Genomic DNA, 19,203 nt, shown 5'->3' on the forward strand with positions numbered 1-19,203 from the left:
GTCCCCATGAGCAGTCGCGCCCCCGCAAGTATCGTCGACGTCGCCATTGTGGGCGGTGGGCTCGCGGGCGGGCTGATCGCGCTGGCGCTTGCCAACAAGCGGCCCGAACTGCGGGTCCGGCTGTTCGAACAGGGCGCGACGCTCGGCGGCAATCATCGCTGGAGCTGGTTCGAAACCGATCTCGACGATCCGGCGAAGGTGTTGCTCGCGCCGTTTCGCAAGGCGGCGTGGGACGGATACATGGTCGGGTTTCCCGGTTACGACCGCGCGCTCGAGACCCCGTATCGCTCGATGGCGTCGCACGATTTCGACCGCGCGCTGCGCCGCGAACTGCCCGCAGGGGTGGTCCAGGCAGGGATCGAAGTGGTCTCGCTCGCGCAAGATCACGTGCTGCTCGCCGACCAGACCCGGGTTCCCGCGCGCGCGGTGGTGGATTGCCGCGCCGCCACGCCCTCGCGGCACTTGGCCGGGGGCTGGCAGGTCTTCATGGGGCGGCACCTGCGCACCACCCATCCGCACGGGATCGAGCTCCCCTTCATCATGGATGCGACGGTCGACCAGATCGGCGGCTTTCGCTTCGTCTACGTCCTCCCGCTGAGCGCGAACGACATCTTCGTCGAGGACACCTATTACCAGGACAGTCCGAAGCTCGACCGCGACGCGCTGTCCTCGCGGCTCGACGCCTATTGCGCGGCGCAGGGCTGGGATTACGGCATCGTCGGCCACGAGACGGGCGTATTGCCGGTCGTCACCGGGGGTGATTTCGGTGCCTTTCGGGCGGAGCAGTCCGCACATGGCGGGGTCGTGCTTGCCGGTGCGCGCGGCGGGTTTGCCCATCCGCTGACCAGCTACACGCTGCCCTATGCCGCCGGTCTCGCCGGGCGTATCGCCGACAATGCCGACCTCCCCGGCGACCAGCTCGCGGCGTTGATTGATCGCGAGGCGCGCGAGCACTGGCGCGACACGAAGTTCTATCGCCTGCTCGGCCGGATGCTGTTCCAGGCCGCGCGGCCCGAGCAGCGCGTGCGGGTGTTCGAGCGGTTCTACAAGCTTCCCCCGCCGCTGATCGAACGGTTCTATGCCGGCAAGTCGACCCTGCGCGACAAGGCGCGCATATTGATCGGCAAGCCCCCCGTACCTGTATCGCGCGCAATCCCGGCCTTGCTTTCGGCAGGTCGCCCGATGCAAGGGAAGACAAGATGAACGCTCAAGCCCCCGTCCTCGACAAGCCCCGAATCCCCGAACTCACCGGCAAGTCGGCCTGCGTCGTCGGGGCGGGTTTCGGCGGGCTCGCGCTGGCGATCCGCCTGCAATCGGCCGGGATCGCGACGACCGTGGTCGAGGGACGCGACAAGCCCGGTGGTCGTGCCTATTTCTGGGAGCGAGAGACCGACGCGGGCAACTTCACCTTCGACGCCGGCCCGACCGTGATCACCGATCCCGATTGCCTGCGCGAATTGTGGGCGCTCACCGGACACGACATGGCCGACGACGTCGAACTGATGGAAGTGACCCCGTTCTACCGCCTCAACTGGCCCGACGGGACCAATTTCGACTATTCGAACGACGAGGCGCACTTGCGCGCCGAGATCGAGCGCGTCGCCCCGGGCGACAATCCGGGCTACGAGGAATTCCTCGATTACTCGGCCCGCGTGTTCGAGGAAGGCTACGTCAAGCTCGGCCACGTGCCGTTTCTCGATTTCAAGTCGATGCTCAAGGCCGCGCCCGCGCTGGCCAAGAACCAGGCCTGGAACAGCGTCTACGCCATGGTAAGCAAGTTCGTGCAGTCGGAAAAGCTGCGTGAGGCGCTCTCGTTCCACACGCTGCTGGTCGGCGGCAACCCGATGGAAACCAGCGCGATCTACGCGCTGATCCACAAGCTCGAAAAGGATGGCGGCGTGTGGTGGGCGAAGGGCGGCACCAACCGCCTGGTCGCGGGCATGGTGACGCATTTCGAACGCCTCGGCGGGACGCTGCGGCTGGGCGATCCGGTGGCCGAAGTCACTACGATGGGCGCGCACGCCACGGGCGTCGAGACCGCAAGCGGATGGAGCGGCCATTTCGACGCGGTCGCCTCGAATGCCGATATCATGCATTCCTATCGCGACCTGCTGGGCAAGAACGCGCGCGGACAGAAATACGCCAAATCGCTCGCGAAGAAGCGCTTCAGCCCGAGCCTGTTCGTGGTCCATTTCGGGATCGAAGGCGCGTGGCCCGGGATCCCGCACCACATGATCCTGTTCGGCCCGCGCTACGAGGGGCTGCTCGACGACATCTACAAACACGGCGTGCTGCCGCGCGATTTCTCGATCTACCTCCACCATCCGAGCGTGAGCGATCCCTCGATGGCGCCCGAGGGGATGAGCACTTTCTACGCGCTGGTTCCGGTCGCGCACCAGGGCAAGCTGCCGATCGACTGGGACGAGATGGGCCCCGAGCTCGAGGCGCGGATCCTGGCCGAGCTCGAACGGCGGCTGATCCCGGGTCTGAAAGACCGGATCGTGACCAAGTTTTCCTACGCGCCGAAGGATTTCGCGCGCGATCTCAATGCCCATCACGGCAGCGCCTTCAGCCTCGAACCGATCCTGACCCAGAGCGCCTGGTTCCGCGGCCACAATCGCGACGACGTGATCGACAATTTCTATCTCGTCGGCGCGGGCACTCATCCCGGTGCCGGCATCCCCGGCGTCATCGGCAGCGCCAAGGCGACCGCGGGATTGATGCTGGAGGACCTGCACGCATGAAGCGTCTCGCCGTCTATTGCGGCTCGGCCACGCCCGAGGACCCGCGTTATATCGTGCTCGCGCGCGAGGTCGGGCGCACGCTCGCGACGCGCGGGATCGGGGTCGTCTATGGCGGAGGCCGATTGGGGCTGATGGGCGCGGTCGCCGATGCCGCGCTCGAGGCCGGCGGCGAGGTGATCGGCGTGATCCCCGAGGCGCTGGTGGGCTCCGAAGTCGCGCATACCGGTTGCACCCGGCTCGAAGTCGTGCCCGGCATGCACGAGCGCAAGAAGGCCTTCACCGACCTCTCGGACGGCTTCGTCACGATCCCCGGCGGGGTCGGCACGATGGACGAATTGTGGGAGGCGGTCAGCTGGGCGCAGCTGGGTTACCACCGCAGCCCGGTCGGTCTGCTCAACGCGTTCGGCTTCTATGACGGACTGCTCGAATTCAACGCCAAGATGATCGAGGTCGGCTTCATCCGGCCCGCGCACCAGGGCATCATCGTCGCGCGTGAGACTATCCCGGAACTCCTGACGGCGATGGCGGATTATGAGCCGCACACCCCGATTTTCGCGATGAAGGCAGACGACCTCTGAAACGACCCCGCTTACTCGCTCCCTCGCGCATCCTGCGAAAGACCCCGTCGGCCAAGGGCGGCGGGCGCAATCGCGATTACCTGGTGCAGGAAAGCTACTGGGCGATCCGCGAAGGCTCGAAGAGCTTCGCCGCCGCGTCGCGCCTGTTCGGGCGCGACACGCGCGAACGCAGCTGGCTGCTCTATCACTGGTGCCGCCGCTGCGACGACCTCGCCGACGGACAGGAGTTCGGTGGCGAGCTGTCCGAAGTTCACGACACGAAAGAGGCCGAGGACAAGGTCCAGGCGATCCGCGCGCTGACCCGTCGCGCGCTCGAGGGACAGCCGACGCTCGACCTCGCTTTCGACAGCTTCGGCATGGTCGCGGCCGAGGTCGGACTGACGCAGGACATGGCCGACGACGTGATCGCCGGTTTCGCGCTCGACGCGCAGGGCTGGCAGCCGCGCACCGAGGCCGAGATGATGCGTTATTGCTACCATGTCGCCGGCGCGGTCGGCGTGATGATGGCGCGGGTGATGCAGGCGCCCGACGATGCCTGGGTCTTTGATCGCGCCTGCGACCTCGGGCTCGCCTTCCAGCTCGCCAATATCGCGCGCGACGTGGTCGAGGACGATGCGGCGGGGCGTTGCTACCTGCCGCAGGAATGGCTTGCCGAGGCCGATATCAAGCCGGGCGAACACGCCAAGCCGCACAACCGCTTCAAGCTTGCCGCGGTCGTGGCCAAGCTGGTCCGGATGATGGACCGGCACGCCGATGCCGCGCGGCTCGGCGCGGCTAGGCTCGGTTTCCGCGATCGCTGGGCGGTGCTGGCGGCGGCGCGAATCTATACCGCGATCGGGCGCAAGGTGCTCGACCGCGGCCAGCTGGCATGGAACAAGCGCGTCGTGGTCTCGGGTCCGGAAAAGCTCTGGCATATCATCGCGGCCTGGTGGGAAGCTCTGCGCAACAACCCGCACGAGCCCGACCAGATGCCGATCTACAGCCGTGAATTGATCCGCCCGCTCAAGGGGTGGTGACGCGCTCGCTTGATGCGGAACGCGGGGGACGCTAGCGCCTCCGCATGATCGAAAAGCTCCTGATCGCCAATCGCGGCGAGATCGCCTGCCGCATCATCCGCACCGCGCGCGAGATGGGGATTGCCACCGTCGCGGTCTATTCCGATGCCGACGCCAACGCGCTGCATGTCCGCAGCGCGGACGAGGCGGTACATATCGGCCCCTCGCCCGCCGCCGAAAGTTATCTCGTCGGCGACAAGATCATCGCCGCGGCGAAACAGACCGGCGCCGATGCGATCCATCCGGGCTACGGTTTCCTGTCCGAGAACGCCGGCTTCGCGCAGGCCGTGATCGATGCCGGGCTGGCCTGGGTCGGCCCCAAGCCGTCGAGCATCGAGGCGATGGGCTTGAAGGACGCTGCCAAGAAGCTGATGCGCGAGGCGGGCGTGCCGGTGACCCCGGGCTACGAGGGCGAGGACCAGTCGGTCGAGCGTCTGCAGAAAGAAGCCGACGCGATCGGTTATCCGGTGCTGATCAAGGCGGTCGCGGGCGGCGGCGGCAAGGGCATGCGCAAGGTCGATGCGGCGAAGGATTTCGCGGCCGCTCTCGAAAGCTGCCGGCGCGAGGCCAAGGCCAGCTTCTCCAACGACGAGGTGCTGCTCGAAAAGTGGATCACCTCGCCCCGCCATATCGAGGTACAGGTCTTCGGCGACGGCCACGGCAATGTCGTCCACCTGTTCGAGCGCGACTGCTCGCTCCAGCGCCGCCACCAGAAGGTGATCGAGGAAGCCCCCGCGCCGGGGATGGACGAGGCCACGCGCGAGGAAATCTGTGCTGCCGCAGTGCGCGCCGCCAAGGCGGTCGATTACGAGGGCGCGGGCACGATCGAATTCATCGCCGATGCGAGCGAAGGCCTGTGCGCCGATCGCATCTTCTTCATGGAAATGAACACCCGTTTGCAGGTCGAACACCCGGTGACCGAAGAGATCACGGGCGTCGACCTGGTCGAGTGGCAGCTGCGCGTCGCGGGCGGTGAACCGATCCCGCTCGAGCAGGACCAACTGTCGATCAACGGACATTCGGTCGAAGCGCGGCTCTATGCTGAGGATCCGACCACGGGTTTCCTGCCCTCCACCGGCAAGCTAGATCTGCTCGAACTCGACGAGGGCCTGGCGCGGATCGAGACCGGCGTAGAGCAGGGCGACCAGGTCAGCCCGCATTACGACCCGATGATCGCCAAGATCGTGACCTGGGGCGAAGACCGCGACGATGCGATGCTGCAACTCGCGACGGCGCTCCATGCGGTTCGCGTCTGGCCGGTGCGGACCAATGCAGCCTTCCTGCTCGCCTGCCTCAACGACCCGACATTCCGTGCCGGCGAGATGACCACCGGCCTGATCGCCGATCGCGGCGACGCGCTGACCGAAGCGCCCGAATTGGGTGAGAATGAATGGCAGGTCGCCGCGCTCAACGAATTCGCGCCCTATTATCTCGCCAGCGAGCAACCCGGTTCGGGACCGTGGGGTAGCGCCAGCGGTTTCCGCCTCAACCGCGACGGAAGTCCGCGCATCACGGTCCAGCATGGCGGCGAGGCGCGCACGCTCGAGCTCGAGGAATGCGTCAGCGCCACCGGGTTCGCCACCACGATCGACGGCGGTTCGCTGGTCTACAAGGAAGCACATCCGTTCCTCTTCAGCCTGCCCGGTTATACCGGCGGCGCAGCCTCCGCCGCCGACGGCGCGATCCTCGCGCCGATGCCGGGCAAAGTGATCGCGCTCGACGTGGCCGAGGGCCAGAAGGTCGAGGCGGGCCAGCGGCTCATGGTGCTCGAAGCGATGAAGATGGAGCACGCGCTCACCGCGCCGTTCGCCGGGACCGTGACCGAGCTTTCCGCCAGCGAAGGCGCGCAGGTGCAGGTCGAGGCAGTGCTCGCGGTGGTGGAGCCCGAGGGCGACTAACCCCCTTCGCGCATGAACGCCGCAACCCCGTCGCGCTCGGCTCCGCTCATATGCAGGCCGAGCTTGCTGCGGCGCCACAACACGTCCTCGGCGCTGCGCGCCCACTCGGCTTCCTGAAGGTAGGCGATCTCGGCCTCGGTCAGTCCGGCACCGAAGTCGATGCCGAGATCGTCCCAGTTCTTCGCGCCTTCGAGCCACCATTCAGCACGCGTGCCGTAGGCTCGCGCGATGCGGGTGGCGTCGGCGGGCGAAAGGAACGGGTACCGTGCGTTCAACTCGGCGATAAATGCCGGCTGCTCGGTCGCGGCGAAGTCGCCGCCGGGCAGTGCTGTCTTCGAGGTCCAGGGGCCGCCTCGGAGCGCGGGCAGACGTTTGGACAGCGCATCGACGGCTTCCTCGGCAAGGTGGCGGTACGAGGTGATCTTGCCGCCATAGACCGACAGCACCGGGGCGCCGTCGGCCTCGTCCGACAGCGGCAGTTCATAGCCGCGCGTCGCCGCCTCGGGGCGTCCCGATCCGTCGTCGACCAGCGCGCGCACGCCCGAATAGGTCCAGGCGATGTCGTTTCGCGTTACATCGCGGCGGAAGCTGCGATTGACGGCGGCGAGCAGGTATTCGGTTTCGCGCGCGTCGATGTGAACGTCTTCGAGCGACCCAGAGTGATCGGCGTCTGTCGTGCCGATCAGCGTGAAATCACCTTCATAGGGAATCGCAAAGACGATTCGCGTATCGGGCTGCTGGAGCAGGTAGGCGTATTCGTGCTCGAACAGTCTGGGCACGACGATATGCGATCCGCGAACCCGGCGGAGGCCGCGCGCCGGGACGAGGCCGGCGAGCCGATCGATGTCGTTCGCACCGGGGCCGCCGGCGTTCACGAGCGCGCGGGCCGAGAACGCTTCGCCGCCCGCTTCGATATGCCACAAGCCGTTTTCGCGCCGGGCCGCTGTCATTCGGCAATGGGTACGGATAACCGCGCCGCGCTCATGCGCATCGACCGCGTTCAACACCACCAGCCGCGCATCGTCGACCCAGCCGTCCGAATATTCGAAGCCGTGGGTGTAATCGGCCTCGAGGGCCTCGCCCGCGACATGCCGGTCGAGGCGGATGCCATCTGCGCCCGGGAGCGTCCTCCTGCCGCCGATATGATCGTATAGCCACAGGCCGGCGCGCAGCATCCAGCGCGGACGTTGTCTCTCGTCATGCGGCAGCACGAAGCGCATCGGCCGCACGATATGCGGGGCGATCCGCCACAGCACTTCGCGCTCGCCCAGCGCCTCGCGCACGAGGCCGAATTCGTAATATTCGAGGTAGCGCAAGCCGCCGTGGACGAGCTTGGTCGAGGCCGAGCTCGTTCCGCTGGCAAGGTCACGCGCTTCGAGGAGCAGGACCTTCGCACCCCTTCCCGCCGCATCGCGCGCGATCCCGGCGCCGTTCACGCCGCCGCCGATGATCGCCAGATCATAGGGGGCGATGTCGTCGGGCTGCGTCACGGCGTCTCCGGTTGGGGCGGACCGAACAGCTCTCCGCGTTCGGAAAAGAGCACGAAAGCGAGGCTGATGACCGCGGTGGCGAGCAATGCCAGCGCGAGCGGCAGCGCCGTCCCGTCATAGGCCTGGCCGATCACCGCGCCGAGCGCCGCGCCGCTCGTCATCCGCAGGAAACCCTGCGCCGACGATGCCGCGCCGGCGATGTGGCGGAAGGGTTGCAGCGCGATCGAGCCGAAATTGGCCCCGATAAAGCCGAGCAGGCTCATGTTCGCGGCCATCAGCGGCACGAAGGTCCACAGCGTCTCGCCCGGCTGGCTCGCGAACCATGCCTGCGCCGCGGCGACGGCGATGAACAGGAACAGCGCGATGTGGCTCACCCGCCGCGCGCCGAAGCGTTCGACGATCCGCGAATTCGACCAGTTGGCGAGCGCCATGCAGCCCGCGCAGATCGCGAAGATCAGCGGGAACTTGTCGCCCGCGCCGAAGGCCTCTCCGATCAGTTGCTGCGAGGAGTTGATGAAGCCGAACAGCCCGCCGAAGACGAGTGCACTCCCGAGGGTGTAACCGATAGTCTCGCGCAGCGTGACCGCGTGGGTCATGTGGCGGACGATCTTGGGGATGATGATCGGCTGCCGATCTTCCTCGTGGAGCGTCTCGGCGAGGCGGGTATAAACCCACAGACTCATGCCAACGCCGGCGATCGCCATCGCGACGAAGATCATCCGCCAGTCGCCGACGATCATCAGGATACCCTGTCCGATGCTCGGCGCGACAGCGGGCACGAGCAGGAAGATGACGAAGATCAGGCTCATCATTCGCGCCATCTTGTCGCCGCCCACCTTGTCGCGGATGATCGCCGGGGGGAGCGCGATGATCCCGGCCGCGGCAAAACCCTGGATCGCGCGCAGCGTCACCAGCATCTCGAAACTGGTGGCGAGCGCGCAGGCGATCGACAGCGCGATATAGGCGGCCAAGGCGACGAACAGGACGGGGCGGCGGCCATAGCGGTCGGCGAAGGCGCCCGGCACGAGCGTGCCGATCCCCGCGGCGAGCAGGTATGCGCCGACGATGTACTGGCGATCGTTGCCGGCCGCTCCGAGATCGGTGGCGAGCGTGTCCAGCGCGGGGAGAATGGCGTCGATGCCGAACGCATTGAGCGCCATCAGCAGCGCCATCATCCAGATCAGCTCACGTTCGCCGACTGGCTTGCGCTTCGCGCCCCGGGGAGCGGGCCTGGTTTCTCCGCTCGGTTCGGAATTCGTTCGCATGTGCACAAAAGGGCAAGTGCAACCAACGGTTCCGCTTTGCAAGTGCCGACCCTATTCTCGCGTGCGATGGTGCAGATCGATTCCCCCGATATTGAATCCGACGAGGATGGGGAGGCCGCACAAGGCGGCCTGCGCAAGATCATCCATGTCGACATGGATGCCTTTTTCGCCAGCGTCGAGCAGCGCGACGACCCGGAGCTGCGGGGCAAGCCGGTGGCGGTCGGCGGATCGTCGGGCCGCGGCGTGGTCGCGGCGGCGAGCTACGAGGCAAGGCGGTTCGGGGTGAAGTCGGCGATGCCCTCAGTCACCGCCAGGCGGCTGTGCCCCGACCTGATCTTCTGCAAGTCGCGCTTCGACGTCTATCGCGAGGTCTCGGGCCAGATCCGCGCAATCTTCCAGCGCCACACGCCGCTGGTCGAGCCGCTGAGCCTCGACGAGGCCTATCTCGACGTCACCGCCGACATCAACGGGATCGGCAGCGCGACGCGCATCGCGGAGATCATCCGCGCCGAAATCCGCGAGGCAACCCAGCTGACCGCGAGCGCCGGGGTGAGCTACAACAAGTTCCTCGCCAAGCTCGCGAGCGACCAGAACAAGCCCGACGGGTTGTGCGTGATCCGCCCGGGCGAGGGCGCCGCCTTCGTCCAGTCGCTGCCGGTCCGGCGGTTTCACGGGGTCGGGCCGAAGGGTGCCGAGAAGATGGCGAAGCTCGGGATCGCCACCGGCGCCGACCTCGCGGCGAAGGATCGCGAATGGCTGGCCGCGCATTTCGGGTCCTTCGGCGATTATCTCTTTCGGGCCGCGCGCGGGATCGACCTGCGCCCGGTGCGATCGAGCAGGATCCGCAAATCGGTCGGCGGCGAGCGGACCTTTTCCGAGGATATCCACGCTCCCGGTGAACTGCGCGACACGCTCGACCGGATCATCGACATCGTGTGGGAGCGGATCGAGCGCAACGAGGCCCGCGGCAAGACCGTCACGCTCAAGCTCAAGTACAATGATTTCCGCATCCAGACCCGCGCGCGCTCGCTGCCGCGCCCAGTCGAGGACAAGGTGATGTTCGCGGAAGCGGCGCGCATCCTGCTCGAGGACGCACTGCCGCTTCCGCTGCCGATCCGCCTGATGGGGCTCACGCTGTCTGGTCTCGAAGGGGTAACGAAGACCAGGCGCGCGAGCGCCGCGGACCAGCTGGACCTGTTCTGAGCGCGGCCTAGGCGGCGATCGAATCGAGGAACCAGGCGCGCTCCTCGGCCATGTCGGTCCAGTCGTCGCTGAGCCCGTCGGTGGCGTTGTCGCCGGCCTTTTCCGCCTCGGCCTTCACCGCGCGAATCTGGTCGACCAGCGTGCGGTTGTCGTCGCGAAGCTCGCGGACCATCTCCTGCGGGTCGAATCCTGTGCGATCCTGGTCGGCGATCTGGGTGTGCTTGGCGATCGTTCCGATCGAGGTGAGCGTGGTACCGCCGTTCTTGCGCACGCGCTCGGCGATCGCATCCGTCACCCCGATGATTTCCTGGGCCTGCTCGTCGAACAGCAGGTGCAGGTCGCGAAACCGCGGCCCTTGGACGTGCCAGTGGAAATTCTTGGTCTTGATGAACAATGCGTAGTGATCGGCGAGCAGCTTGTTCAGCTGCTCGTTGACGGCTTTTTTCGAGTTGTCGCCACTCTTGGCCATGATGGGGTCCCTTGTTTCGATTATATCGGTTTCACAAGGATAACGGGCTGGCGGAAAATCGGGTCCATCAATATTTGCGCTGTGGTTGATCGCCATAGACGATTGGCATTCGCCGGCTAATCGGGCAGGGCTTGCCACCCGAGCCAGAGCCCGAGGACCAGCAGGACCACGGCGAAAATCCGCCGCCCGATGGCGATCCAGCGCGCGCGCGGGTCGACCACGCCGAGCGCGCCGAGGCCGAGCGCCATAGTCCCGCCCGCCGCGCAGCCCATCGCGGCGGGTATCGCCGCGGCATAGGCTGCGCCGATTCCGAAGGCGAGGAAGCGCGCGGCATCGGTGATCTGGTGCGCGATCAGCACGAGGCTCGCCGCGCCGACCGAATGGGTCGGTTCCTTCGGCGCGCGCCCGGGGCGAAGCAGCAGCAGTTCGAGGCCCGAGAAGATCGCCGCCACCGCGCCGATGATATCGCGCGCATCGGGCACCAGCGCCGGGAGCACGTAGCCCGCGCCGTATCCCGCCAACGCCGAAGCCGCCCACCCGGCCACCACCCCGACTGGCAGCGCCGCGCCGTGCCCCTTCGCCGAGAGATCGGACACCAGCACCTGGTCCCGCGCCCCCATGGTGACGAGAAACGCAGCGACGAAAGCGAACATCAGCGCGGCCATGTTGACGCGCTACAGGCAAACGCCCGGCGATGGAACGAAATGTCGAGCGGGTGGAGATGGGGCGGGTGGAGATGGAGCGGGTGAAGGGAATCGAACCCTCGTCGTCAGCTTGGGAAGCTGCTGCTCTACCATTGAGCTACACCCGCGAGGCTGCCATCGGGCAGGGCGCGGGCTTTGCCGCGTGTGCGGGCCAGCGTCAATATCCAGCGACTAGGGCGGGAGCATTATGCGACAGGCGAGCGAGACCATCACAATCGAGACCGGCGGCAAGGGGTTTGTCGAATTCACCGACCGGCTGTGCGAATTCGTCGCGGCGAGCGGGATCGACACCGGGCTGCTCACCGCCTTCTGCCGCCACACCTCGGCCTCGTTGCTGATCACCGAAAACGCCGCCGGCGCGGTCAAGCGCGACCTCGCGGCGTGGCTCGAACGCGTCGCGCCGGAGGGCCCTGACTACGAACACGATTGCGAAGGGCCCGACGACATGCCCGCGCATTTGAAACAGGTCCTTACCGGCACGACGCTGTCGATCCCGGTCGCGCGCGGGGCGCCGGCGCTCGGCACCTGGCAGGGCGTGTTCCTCGCCGAACATCGCGCGGCACCGCACCGGCGCGAGATCGCGCTACATTTGTTGGGCGAATAGAGGGCTGACCAAAGGGCGGAAAATTGGTATCGCGCCGCCCATGCAGATCAGATCGCCTTCCTTCCGCCGCGCGATCCTCGCGCTTTTCGCCGCGTTTTTCTTCGCCCTGCCGCAGGCCGCGCAGGCGCAGGTCATGCTGTCGTTCCACAGCTTCAACGGCTCGTATTTCGGCGGCCGCTACCCGCACACCTTCATCGTGCTTGAAGGCTCGCTTGAAACAACCGGCCAGAAGATCAACGAGAATTACGGCTTTTCGGCCAAGAGCATCGGGCCTTCGGTGCTGATGGGTCCGGTCGAGCACGGGATCTTCGAGGAAGAACAGAAATACATCACCTCGACCAACCGCCATTTCACTGTGCAGATCAGCGACGCGATGTATCGCGCGGTGGTGCAGGAGATGAAGGTGTGGCGCGACGCGCCGGGCAAGGGCTACGATCTCGACAATCGCAACTGCATCCACTTCGTCGGCCGCATCGCGCAGATGGTGGGCATCAAGGTCAGCTATCCGTGGGAGCTGCGGCGCAAGCCCAAGGAATGGCTGAACCACGTTTCCAGGCTCAATCCGCGGCTAAACGCCAGGCAGATCCCCTGAATCGGCGGGTGGCTAGGCCCCGCGCAGGAACATGTTGATTGTCAGGCGGCCCGTCTCCGGATCGTCGCTCAGCGCCTGCGGGGTGGGGATGACGCCCGAATGGAGCAGCCTGCCGCGATAGAGTACGAGCCGGTCGGGTCGGGCCTCGACCTCGCCGATCATCTCGAAGCGATCGCTGTCGCCGTAATGGTAGCGCGCGGGCGGCCCGCCGTATTCGCGCTCGTCTTCCTCGAGCGCTGCATTGTAGGCGGGCTCGCGCTCCTCGGTAATCGTTTCGAAGCCGGTCCGCCGGTGGCGGTAGAAAGCGGTGCCGCCGCTTTCGGGGCCGAGCAGGTAATGCATCACCGCGATCACCTCGTCGCTCGCATGGTCGTAATGCGGGATCCGCTGGAGCGGGGCGAGCTCGTCTTCGGCGAGTGTGACCAGCGAGAACGTCGACACGTCGAGCGCGAGCCGCTGGCGAAAGCCGAAGATACGCTGCATCAGCTGGAACATGAGGTCGCGGCGGCGATCGAGGTAGGTCGGTACGCACCACGCGCGGATGCCGGGGTAGCTCGCACCGCCTTCGCGATATTCGGCCGCGCGCCCGGCCGCGAGGAGTTGGTCGGCGATCCCGCTGAAGTCGTCGATCACCACCACCGGTTCGCGCTCGCGCCCGAACTGGTGGACCTTGACCGGGGTCTGTTGCCGCGTCGCCATGCGCAAGGCGTGGCGGGGAGCGGTGCGCAAGTCAAACGGCGAAGCGGAGCGGGCGTCTTCGGTGCCCGCTCCGCGCCCGTTCAGAACCCGAAGGCGAAGCCGACCTGCGCGGTGACCTCGTCGTCGCCGGTGTTGCCGGCGATCCCCGCGCCGATCGCGAAGCTGTCGCTGACGCGGCCGGTGAAGCTTGCGGCATATCCCTGCTCGCCGCCATGGGTGGCGACGTTGCCCGCGATGGTGAAGGCCTTGTCGGGCAGGGCGATCGCGCTCCCGAGCGCGGCGGCGGCGGCGATCCCGCCCATCGCCGAGCGGTCGAGTTGGTCGAGCCGGAAGCCGAGCGCATCGACCCGCCCGCCGAGCGCGGAGACGTCTGAAGAGAGCGCCTGGAACTGCGCATCGGTGACCGCGGCGATATAGCCCATGTCGGCGCGCACGGCGGCGACCGAAGCTGCGGTCGCCACCTGCTGCTTGCCGAGCACGCCGTTGGCGTCGACCGTCACGACGTCGACCGGGCCTTCCTGCGCCGCGGTCGAGGCGTCGAGATCGCCGATCACCACCGACGATCCCGCCCCGCCGAGCACGACCTGGTTGGCGGCGGTGGTGACCGCAGCGTAGCCGATGGCGGTCGACTTGGCGTATTCGGCGCGCGCCTGTGTGCCGATCGCGGTCGCATTCTCGTCCCGGGCTTGCGCCTGGTATCCGACCGCGACGGCCTGCGCTGCGACGGTCGAACTCGCATAGCCGAGCGCGGTCGAGAAATTGCCCGAGGCGGCGGAGAACCCGCCGATCGCCGAAGAGCCGACCCCGGTGGCCCTCGATCCGGTGCCGATGGCGGAAGTCTGCACCCCGTCGGCGAAGGCCCCGCGACCCACTGCGGTGGAGCGCAGGCCTGCCGCCTCGGTCGCCGCGCCGAGCGAGGTCGATTCCTCGCCCGATGCCGCCGCGGCCGAGCCGAGCGCCGTGCCCTGCGTCCCACCGGCGCTCGCAGCGCTCGATCCCCCACCGATGGCGACCGAATTGCTGCGCGCGTCTATAGTGTCGATGCGGCCGGAATTGGTTGCGATGGCCGTGGCGTTGTCGTCGGCCTTGCTGTCGGCCGTGGTTGCCAGCGCGAAGGCATCGTCGGCGCGCGACTGCGCGGTGGCGGCGGAGCCGGACACCCCGGCGATGGCCGCGTCGAGCTGGCCCTTGGTGGCGGCGTCGCTGGCATCGATCCCGTCGCCGATATTGACGAGGCGGCGGGTGATGGCGGCGGTATCGTCGCCCGGATCGCCGGGCGTGCCGTTGTCGTCGAACGCCCGGCCGAAGGACACGGTAAGCGCCTCGTTCGCCACGGAGTCCGCTCCGAGGGCCACGGCGCCTGCGGCATTCGATGTCAGTGCGCCTGCGCCGATGGCGACGGAATCCCCTGCGGTGGCGGCGGCATCTTGCCCAATTGCGATGGCGCGCGAATTCGAGGCCCTCGCACTTGCACCGAAGGCGAGCGAGCCGGTGGCGAGCGCCCGCGCCGAATCGCCGATGGCCGCTGCAGCCTCGCCGGTGCCGAAGGCGTTGAACCCTAAGGCGACACCCCCTGTTTTGGTCGCCTGTGCCGTGGCGCCGATCGCAACTGCCGACTCACCGACACCCCTGCTACCCTGTCCGATCGCTACCGAGCCGACTGCAGTCGAAAACGATCCCGCGCCAAATGCGATGCTGTCTTCGGCCGAAGATCCACTGCCATTGCCAAGGGCTATAGCCCTGTTCCCGGAGGCCTGTGTCGCATCTGAACCATTATCGGCACTACCACCCCCGATTGCTATCGCGCCAGTTCCGGTCGCTTGTGCCCGGTTTCCCACGGCAATTGCGGCTGACGATCCACCAAGGACATCGGCGAACACCCCGATGGCTATACCACCGCGGGATGTGCCATCTACTGATGAGACGTTGCCGATGGCGATCGCCCATTGTGCTGCCGCGTTCGAGCTGGCGCCTAATGCGGATGCATCCCGCCCTGCCGCACGGCTATTTGTCCCAACTGCGATGGCATTCTGCCCCGAAGCTCCGGCAATACGCCCGACTGCCAAGGAATCCTGCCCGGTCGCTGCAGAGCCGTAACCGACGGCGGTTGCGTAATCCGCTGCATTCGATTGTGCGCCGATTGCGGTTGCGAACTCGGCGTCTGCGGTCGCGTTTACACCACAGGCCAGAGAATTGTCATTCGATGTGTCTGTGGGATTGCCGGGCGTATCGCCAGCTTGCAAATGCGACGGGCTGCCTGAGGCGGCTGTTCCGCCAGACGTTGCATTGCCGTCTCGATCAGAATTGGAACCCCCTCCGTAGCTTGTCGACTGTGACACGCCATCATTGTAGGTATCCAGCAAACACTCCTCAGCGCGCACCGGCGAGGCGGTGGCAAGCATGGCGAGGCCGAGCGCCCCGGCGGCTGCAGTGGTGCGGAGAATTGCGGATTTCGTCATCGTTGCGTCCCTTCCTCTGTCCCGCCGCGCCGGAGCGCGGCGCGGGTCAGGAAGGGTCAGGATTTGACAGAGTGCCCGCAACCTAGAACAAGTTATAGTTCAAGGGGATAAAGGAGGGGCAAATTGGGCGCCGCGAAGAGTGCCGAGCTGTTCGATTTCCTGACCAGGCTGGCGAGCGTCGCGCCGCACGACCGGGCGATGCCCGATGCCGGGAAACGATACAGTCGCTGGTTTTACGAGTACCTTCACTCGGTCGGCGTGGAGCACTGCAATTTCGGCGGCTTCGAACTCGCCGCCGCCAGCAAGGGCGAGGTGGTTGAGTTCAACGGTACGCGACTGCCCTCGGCCTTCATCGAAGAATTCACCCACGATCTGGCGCAGGACGACTACGTCCTGCTCAAGGCTCAAACCCTGTCGCCCGCTCGCCCCTTCGCGAGTTTCGATGTCGGGCTGCGGTTCCTCGACGAGGTTGAGGCGTTCAATCCCGCTTCGCGCCATGTACAGGCGGAATGCGCGCGCCACGGGATCGGCGACGGGGTGGCGATGATCGGCAATGCGCCGATGGCCCCGGGCGCGCAGGACGCCCGCTTCTTCGGCTTCGTCTTCGCCAATCGCGAGGCCGATGGCGGCGCCGTGGCGCGTGAGCGTTTTGCCGAATTGCAGGTCGCCTCGTTCGCGCTGCTCGACAGGATGATGCCGCGGCTCCACGCCACGGTCGACGGCTTCGGCTACGATCTCTCGTGCCGCCAGCGTGACATCCTCGGCATGCTGGCCGCAGGGGCGCAACGTCAGGAGATCGCGCACCGGTTCGATATCGCGGTGCCCACTGTCGACGCGCACCTCGCCGTTCTGCGCCGCAAGCTCGGCGCGCAGACGCTCGCCGAGGCCGTTGCGAAGGGCTATCTCTACGGCATCCTGTGACGCTGGACGCGGCGCCGCTTAACCCCTACACCCGAACCAACCCCGGGGAGCCTGCGCAGGCTGAGAGGGAGGCGTCGCGCCCTCCGACCCGTCGAACCTGAACCGATTAGCATCGGCGGAGGGAGTGGCTGGTCTGGTTGCCAGGAAACCGCTTCCGCTCCGCCTCAAGGAGTAGCAGCGCATGGCCGACATCAACTCGCATATCGAAATCGGCGTCACCACCGGGCCGATCCGCGGCAGCCGCAAGGTGCATGTGGCGGCGAAAAGCGGCAGCGGCGTACGCGTCGCCATGCGCGAGATCGACCTCGAAGGCGGCGAGCCGCCGGTGCGCGTCTACGACACCTCCGGTCCCTACACCGACCCGGATGCGACGATCGACATCAACAAGGGCCTCCCCCAGCTGCGCCGCGAATGGATCATGGCGCGCGGCGATGTCGAGGAATACGACGCGCGCGAAGTCAGGCCCGAGGACAACGGCCAGCTGGGCCCCGATCGCAGCGGCGGCGTGCCCGGCTATCCCAACGTCGTGAAGCGCCCGCTGCGCGCGAAAGCGGGCAAGAACGTCAGCCAGATGCACTATGCGCGGCAGGGCGTCATTACGCCCGAGATGGAATATGTCGCCGAGCGCGAGAACCTCGGCCGCGAAATGCTGCGTGATGAAGCCGCGCGGTTCGAGGCGCGCAATGACGGCCAGCCCTGGGGCGCAACGCTGCCCGATTACGTGACGCCCGAATTCGTCCGCGACGAGGTGGCACGGGGCCGCGCGATCATTCCCAACAACATCAACCACCCCGAAACCGAGCCGATGGCGATCGGGCGCAATTTCCTCGTCAAGATCAACGCCAATATCGGCAACAGCGCAGTCGCCTCCGACGTCGCGAACGAAGTCGACAAGATGGTCTGGTCGATCCGCTGGGGCGCGGACACCGTCATGGACCTCTCCACCGGTCGCAACATCCACGACACGCGCGAATGGATCATTCGCAATTCGCCCGTCCCGATCGGCACCGTGCCGATCTACCAGGCACTCGAGAAGGTCGGCGGCATTGCCGAGGACCTCACGTGGGAGATCTTCCGCGACACGCTGATCGAACAGGCCGAACAGGGCGTCGACTATTTCACCATCCACGCCGGCGTGCGCCTGCCCTACGTCCCGATGACCGCCAAGCGCGTCACCGGCATCGTCAGCCGCGGCGGCTCGATCATGGCGAAATGGTGCCTCGCGCATCACAAGGAGAGCTTCCTCTACGAACGCTTCGACGAGATCACCGAGATCATGAAGGCTTACGACATCGCCTATTCGCTCGGCGACGGGTTGCGCCCCGGCTCCATCGCCGACGCCAACGACGAAGCCCAGTTCGCCGAGCTCTACACGCTGGGCGAACTGACCAAGCGCGCCTGGGCCGAGGACGTGCAGGTGATGATCGAGGGCCCCGGCCACGTGCCGATGCACAAGATCAAGGAGAACATGGACAAGCAGCTGGAGGCCTGCGGCGAAGCGCCCTTCTACACGCTCGGGCCGCTCGTCACCGATATCGCGCCGGGTTACGATCACATCACCAGCGGCATCGGCGCGGCGCAGATCGGCTGGTACGGCACCGCGATGCTCTGCTACGTCACGCCCAAGGAACACCTCGGCCTGCCCGACCGGGACGACGTGAAGGTGGGCGTGGTGACCTACAAGCTCGCCGCCCACGCCGCCGACCTCGCCAAGGGGCATCCGGCGGCCAAGGTCCGCGACGACGCGCTGTCGAAGGCCCGCTTCGAATTCCGCTGGCGCGACCAGTTCAACCTCAGCCTCGATCCCGACACGGCCGAGCAGTATCACGACCAGACCCTGCCTGCGGAGGGCGCCAAGACCGCCCACTTCTGCTCGATGTGCGGGCCCAAGTTCTGCTCGATGAAGATCACGCAGGAAGTGCGTGAATTCGCCGCCAAGCAGAATTCGGACAGCTACCTTGCGAGCGAGAACATCAAGCGCGATACGAGCGACGCGGAGGCCGAGGAGGCGCGCGAGGGCATGGAAAAGATGAGCGAAGTCTACCGCGCCAAGGGCGACAAGCTCTACCTGCCCGAGGGCGAGGCCGAGTGATGCGCGGCGGCTGGCCCCTGACGGCGCTTAGCGTCGTGTGGCTGGCCGCCCCGCTCGCGGGCTGCGACGACAGCAGCGACGAGATCGGCGGGATCGAAACGGTGTCGGCCGATAGCGAAATGGTCCTCGAAGCCGCGCGCTTCGCCGCGGGCGCCCTCGACCGCGACGGCGCCAGCCTCGCCCGCGTGATCAGAGCCGAGCACCAGGTGATTGCGGGCCTCGCCTATTATCTCGAAATCGAACTTACCGACGGCACTCGCTGGGAGGTGACCGCCCTGTATAACACCGAGGCCGAGTGGGAGCTCAAGGAAAGCCGCGAGATCACGTGAAATGGGGAGAGGATCGTTGAAGATCACGCTGCAAGTGCGCGAGTGTGCCACCCGGCAGAACGCGGACGGTTCCCTCGCCGCCGGTTCGGGCAAGTAACGGC

Annotated in this window: 17 protein-coding genes, 1 tRNA gene, 1 pseudogene and 1 riboswitch; of the genes and pseudogenes, 11 read left to right on the forward strand and 8 right to left on the reverse strand. The window is 66.7% G+C overall.

What is annotated here, in order from left to right; all coding sequences use genetic code 11:
* Positions 1 to 6 precede the first annotated feature (6 nt).
* The 5 genes from crtY (at position 7) to IEW49_RS01390 (ending at position 6,275) form a co-directional block, all read left to right on the forward strand.
* Positions 7 to 1,203, forward strand: coding sequence for a lycopene beta-cyclase CrtY (gene crtY, locus IEW49_RS01370; RefSeq protein ID WP_188640997.1), 1,197 nt, complete (start codon positions 7 to 9; stop codon positions 1,201 to 1,203).
* On the forward strand, positions 1,200 to 2,744 hold the full coding sequence (locus IEW49_RS01375) for a phytoene desaturase (protein ID WP_188640998.1): 1,545 nt from the start codon (positions 1,200 to 1,202) through the stop codon (positions 2,742 to 2,744). Before crtY ends, IEW49_RS01375 begins: the two co-directional genes overlap by 4 nt.
* Positions 2,741 to 3,322 carry an LOG family protein gene (locus IEW49_RS01380; protein ID WP_188640999.1) on the forward strand — a complete coding sequence of 194 codons (582 nt, stop codon included), beginning with the start codon at positions 2,741 to 2,743 and terminating at the stop codon, positions 3,320 to 3,322. Before IEW49_RS01375 ends, IEW49_RS01380 begins: the two co-directional genes overlap by 4 nt.
* A gap of 83 nt (positions 3,323 to 3,405) precedes the next feature.
* On the forward strand, positions 3,406 to 4,338 hold the full coding sequence (locus IEW49_RS01385) for a phytoene/squalene synthase family protein (RefSeq protein ID WP_229658033.1): 933 nt from the start codon (positions 3,406 to 3,408) through the stop codon (positions 4,336 to 4,338).
* A gap of 44 nt (positions 4,339 to 4,382) precedes the next feature.
* Positions 4,383 to 6,275 (forward strand): acetyl/propionyl/methylcrotonyl-CoA carboxylase subunit alpha, encoded by a 1,893-nt coding sequence (locus IEW49_RS01390; protein WP_188641000.1) that lies wholly within the window; start codon positions 4,383 to 4,385, stop codon positions 6,273 to 6,275.
* Here the strand turns inward: IEW49_RS01390 and IEW49_RS01395 are convergent.
* Positions 6,272 to 7,765, reverse strand: coding sequence for a glycerol-3-phosphate dehydrogenase (locus IEW49_RS01395; protein WP_188641001.1), 1,494 nt, complete (start codon positions 7,763 to 7,765; stop codon positions 6,272 to 6,274). The two genes, IEW49_RS01390 and IEW49_RS01395, sit on opposite strands and share 4 nt — an antisense overlap.
* Positions 7,762 to 9,030, reverse strand: coding sequence for a multidrug effflux MFS transporter (locus tag IEW49_RS01400; RefSeq protein ID WP_188641002.1), 1,269 nt, complete (start codon positions 9,028 to 9,030; stop codon positions 7,762 to 7,764). Before IEW49_RS01400 ends, IEW49_RS01395 begins: the two co-directional genes overlap by 4 nt.
* A 66-nt stretch (positions 9,031 to 9,096) precedes the next feature.
* Between IEW49_RS01400 and dinB the strand changes: the two genes are divergently transcribed.
* On the forward strand, positions 9,097 to 10,233 hold the full coding sequence (dinB, locus tag IEW49_RS01405) for a DNA polymerase IV (RefSeq protein WP_188643042.1): 1,137 nt from the start codon (positions 9,097 to 9,099) through the stop codon (positions 10,231 to 10,233).
* A gap of 7 nt (positions 10,234 to 10,240) precedes the next feature.
* On the opposite strand, the gene IEW49_RS01410 is transcribed toward dinB, so the two are convergent.
* The 3 genes from IEW49_RS01410 to IEW49_RS01420 all read right to left on the reverse strand — a co-directional run bounded on the left by IEW49_RS01410 (position 10,241) and on the right by IEW49_RS01420 (position 11,513).
* Complete coding sequence (locus IEW49_RS01410; protein WP_188641003.1) at positions 10,241 to 10,702, reverse strand: Dps family protein; 462 nt, start codon at positions 10,700 to 10,702, stop codon at positions 10,241 to 10,243.
* A gap of 116 nt (positions 10,703 to 10,818) precedes the next feature.
* Positions 10,819 to 11,367 carry a hypothetical protein gene (locus IEW49_RS01415; protein ID WP_188641004.1) on the reverse strand — a complete coding sequence of 183 codons (549 nt, stop codon included), beginning with the start codon at positions 11,365 to 11,367 and terminating at the stop codon, positions 10,819 to 10,821.
* 72 nt (positions 11,368 to 11,439) lie between these two features.
* Positions 11,440 to 11,513 (reverse strand) — tRNA-Gly (locus IEW49_RS01420).
* Positions 11,514 to 11,593: 80 nt separating this feature from the next.
* On the opposite strand from IEW49_RS01420, the gene IEW49_RS01425 reads away from it, so the two are divergent.
* Positions 11,594 to 12,010 carry a secondary thiamine-phosphate synthase enzyme YjbQ gene (locus IEW49_RS01425; RefSeq protein ID WP_188641005.1) on the forward strand — a complete coding sequence of 139 codons (417 nt, stop codon included), beginning with the start codon at positions 11,594 to 11,596 and terminating at the stop codon, positions 12,008 to 12,010.
* A gap of 40 nt (positions 12,011 to 12,050) precedes the next feature.
* Complete coding sequence (locus IEW49_RS01430) at positions 12,051 to 12,602, forward strand: hypothetical protein (RefSeq protein WP_229658034.1); 552 nt, start codon at positions 12,051 to 12,053, stop codon at positions 12,600 to 12,602.
* A 12-nt stretch (positions 12,603 to 12,614) separates the two neighbouring features.
* On the opposite strand, the gene IEW49_RS01435 is transcribed toward IEW49_RS01430, so the two are convergent.
* From IEW49_RS01435 to IEW49_RS13235, 3 genes and pseudogenes are all read right to left on the reverse strand, one after another.
* Positions 12,615 to 13,301, reverse strand: a complete 687-nt coding sequence (locus IEW49_RS01435; RefSeq protein WP_188641006.1) for a DUF6445 family protein — start codon at positions 13,299 to 13,301, stop codon at positions 12,615 to 12,617.
* Between the two features lie 80 nt (positions 13,302 to 13,381).
* Entirely contained in the window at positions 13,382 to 14,635 is a 1,254-nt protein-coding gene (locus IEW49_RS13085; RefSeq protein WP_229658035.1) for a hypothetical protein, read from the reverse strand.
* Positions 14,636 to 14,692: 57 nt separating this feature from the next.
* Positions 14,693 to 15,760 (reverse strand): annotated as a pseudogene (locus IEW49_RS13235) (hypothetical protein); the annotation flags it as partial.
* A 123-nt stretch (positions 15,761 to 15,883) separates the two neighbouring features.
* Between IEW49_RS13235 and IEW49_RS01445 the strand changes: the two are divergent.
* From IEW49_RS01445 to IEW49_RS01455, 3 genes are all read left to right on the forward strand, one after another.
* Complete coding sequence (locus IEW49_RS01445) at positions 15,884 to 16,681, forward strand: response regulator transcription factor (protein WP_188641008.1); 798 nt, start codon at positions 15,884 to 15,886, stop codon at positions 16,679 to 16,681.
* Positions 16,682 to 16,714: 33 nt separating this feature from the next.
* A riboswitch (TPP riboswitch) is annotated at positions 16,715 to 16,823 on the forward strand.
* Positions 16,824 to 16,862: 39 nt separating this feature from the next.
* Complete coding sequence (thiC, locus tag IEW49_RS01450) at positions 16,863 to 18,773, forward strand: phosphomethylpyrimidine synthase ThiC (protein ID WP_188641009.1); 1,911 nt, start codon at positions 16,863 to 16,865, stop codon at positions 18,771 to 18,773.
* The gene (locus IEW49_RS01455; RefSeq protein WP_188641010.1) at positions 18,773 to 19,102 is read left to right on the forward strand and encodes a cystatin family protein; all 330 of its coding nucleotides are present in this window, start codon (positions 18,773 to 18,775) and stop codon (positions 19,100 to 19,102) included. Before thiC ends, IEW49_RS01455 begins: the two co-directional genes overlap by 1 nt.
* Positions 19,103 to 19,203: the final 101 nt, after the last annotated feature.

The sequence above is a fragment of the Pseudoblastomonas marina genome (genome assembly GCF_014641655.1).
Classification (GTDB): Bacteria; Pseudomonadota; Alphaproteobacteria; order Sphingomonadales; family Sphingomonadaceae; genus Alteriqipengyuania_A; species Alteriqipengyuania_A marina.

What these genes read in the sequence shown, in the direction of transcription:
- crtY (WP_188640997.1), top strand. Translation starts at nt 7, where the DNA reads ATGAGCAGTCGCGCCCCCGCAAGTATCGTCGACGTCGCCATTGTGGGC.
- IEW49_RS01375 (WP_188640998.1), top strand. Translation starts at nt 1,200, where the DNA reads ATGAACGCTCAAGCCCCCGTCCTCGACAAGCCCCGAATCCCCGAACTC.
- IEW49_RS01380 (WP_188640999.1), top strand. Translation starts at nt 2,741, where the DNA reads ATGAAGCGTCTCGCCGTCTATTGCGGCTCGGCCACGCCCGAGGACCCG.
- IEW49_RS01390 (WP_188641000.1), top strand. Translation starts at nt 4,383, where the DNA reads ATGATCGAAAAGCTCCTGATCGCCAATCGCGGCGAGATCGCCTGCCGC.
- IEW49_RS01400 (WP_188641002.1), bottom strand. Translation starts at nt 9,030, where the DNA reads ATGCGAACGAATTCCGAACCGAGCGGAGAAACCAGGCCCGCTCCCCGG.
- dinB (WP_188643042.1), top strand. Translation starts at nt 9,097, where the DNA reads ATGGTGCAGATCGATTCCCCCGATATTGAATCCGACGAGGATGGGGAG.
- IEW49_RS01410 (WP_188641003.1), bottom strand. Translation starts at nt 10,702, where the DNA reads ATGGCCAAGAGTGGCGACAACTCGAAAAAAGCCGTCAACGAGCAGCTG.
- IEW49_RS01415 (WP_188641004.1), bottom strand. Translation starts at nt 11,367, where the DNA reads ATGGCCGCGCTGATGTTCGCTTTCGTCGCTGCGTTTCTCGTCACCATG.
- IEW49_RS01425 (WP_188641005.1), top strand. Translation starts at nt 11,594, where the DNA reads ATGCGACAGGCGAGCGAGACCATCACAATCGAGACCGGCGGCAAGGGG.
- IEW49_RS01430 (WP_229658034.1), top strand. Translation starts at nt 12,051, where the DNA reads ATGCAGATCAGATCGCCTTCCTTCCGCCGCGCGATCCTCGCGCTTTTC.
- IEW49_RS01435 (WP_188641006.1), bottom strand. Translation starts at nt 13,301, where the DNA reads ATGGCGACGCGGCAACAGACCCCGGTCAAGGTCCACCAGTTCGGGCGC.
- thiC (WP_188641009.1), top strand. Translation starts at nt 16,863, where the DNA reads ATGGCCGACATCAACTCGCATATCGAAATCGGCGTCACCACCGGGCCG.
- IEW49_RS01455 (WP_188641010.1), top strand. Translation starts at nt 18,773, where the DNA reads ATGCGCGGCGGCTGGCCCCTGACGGCGCTTAGCGTCGTGTGGCTGGCC.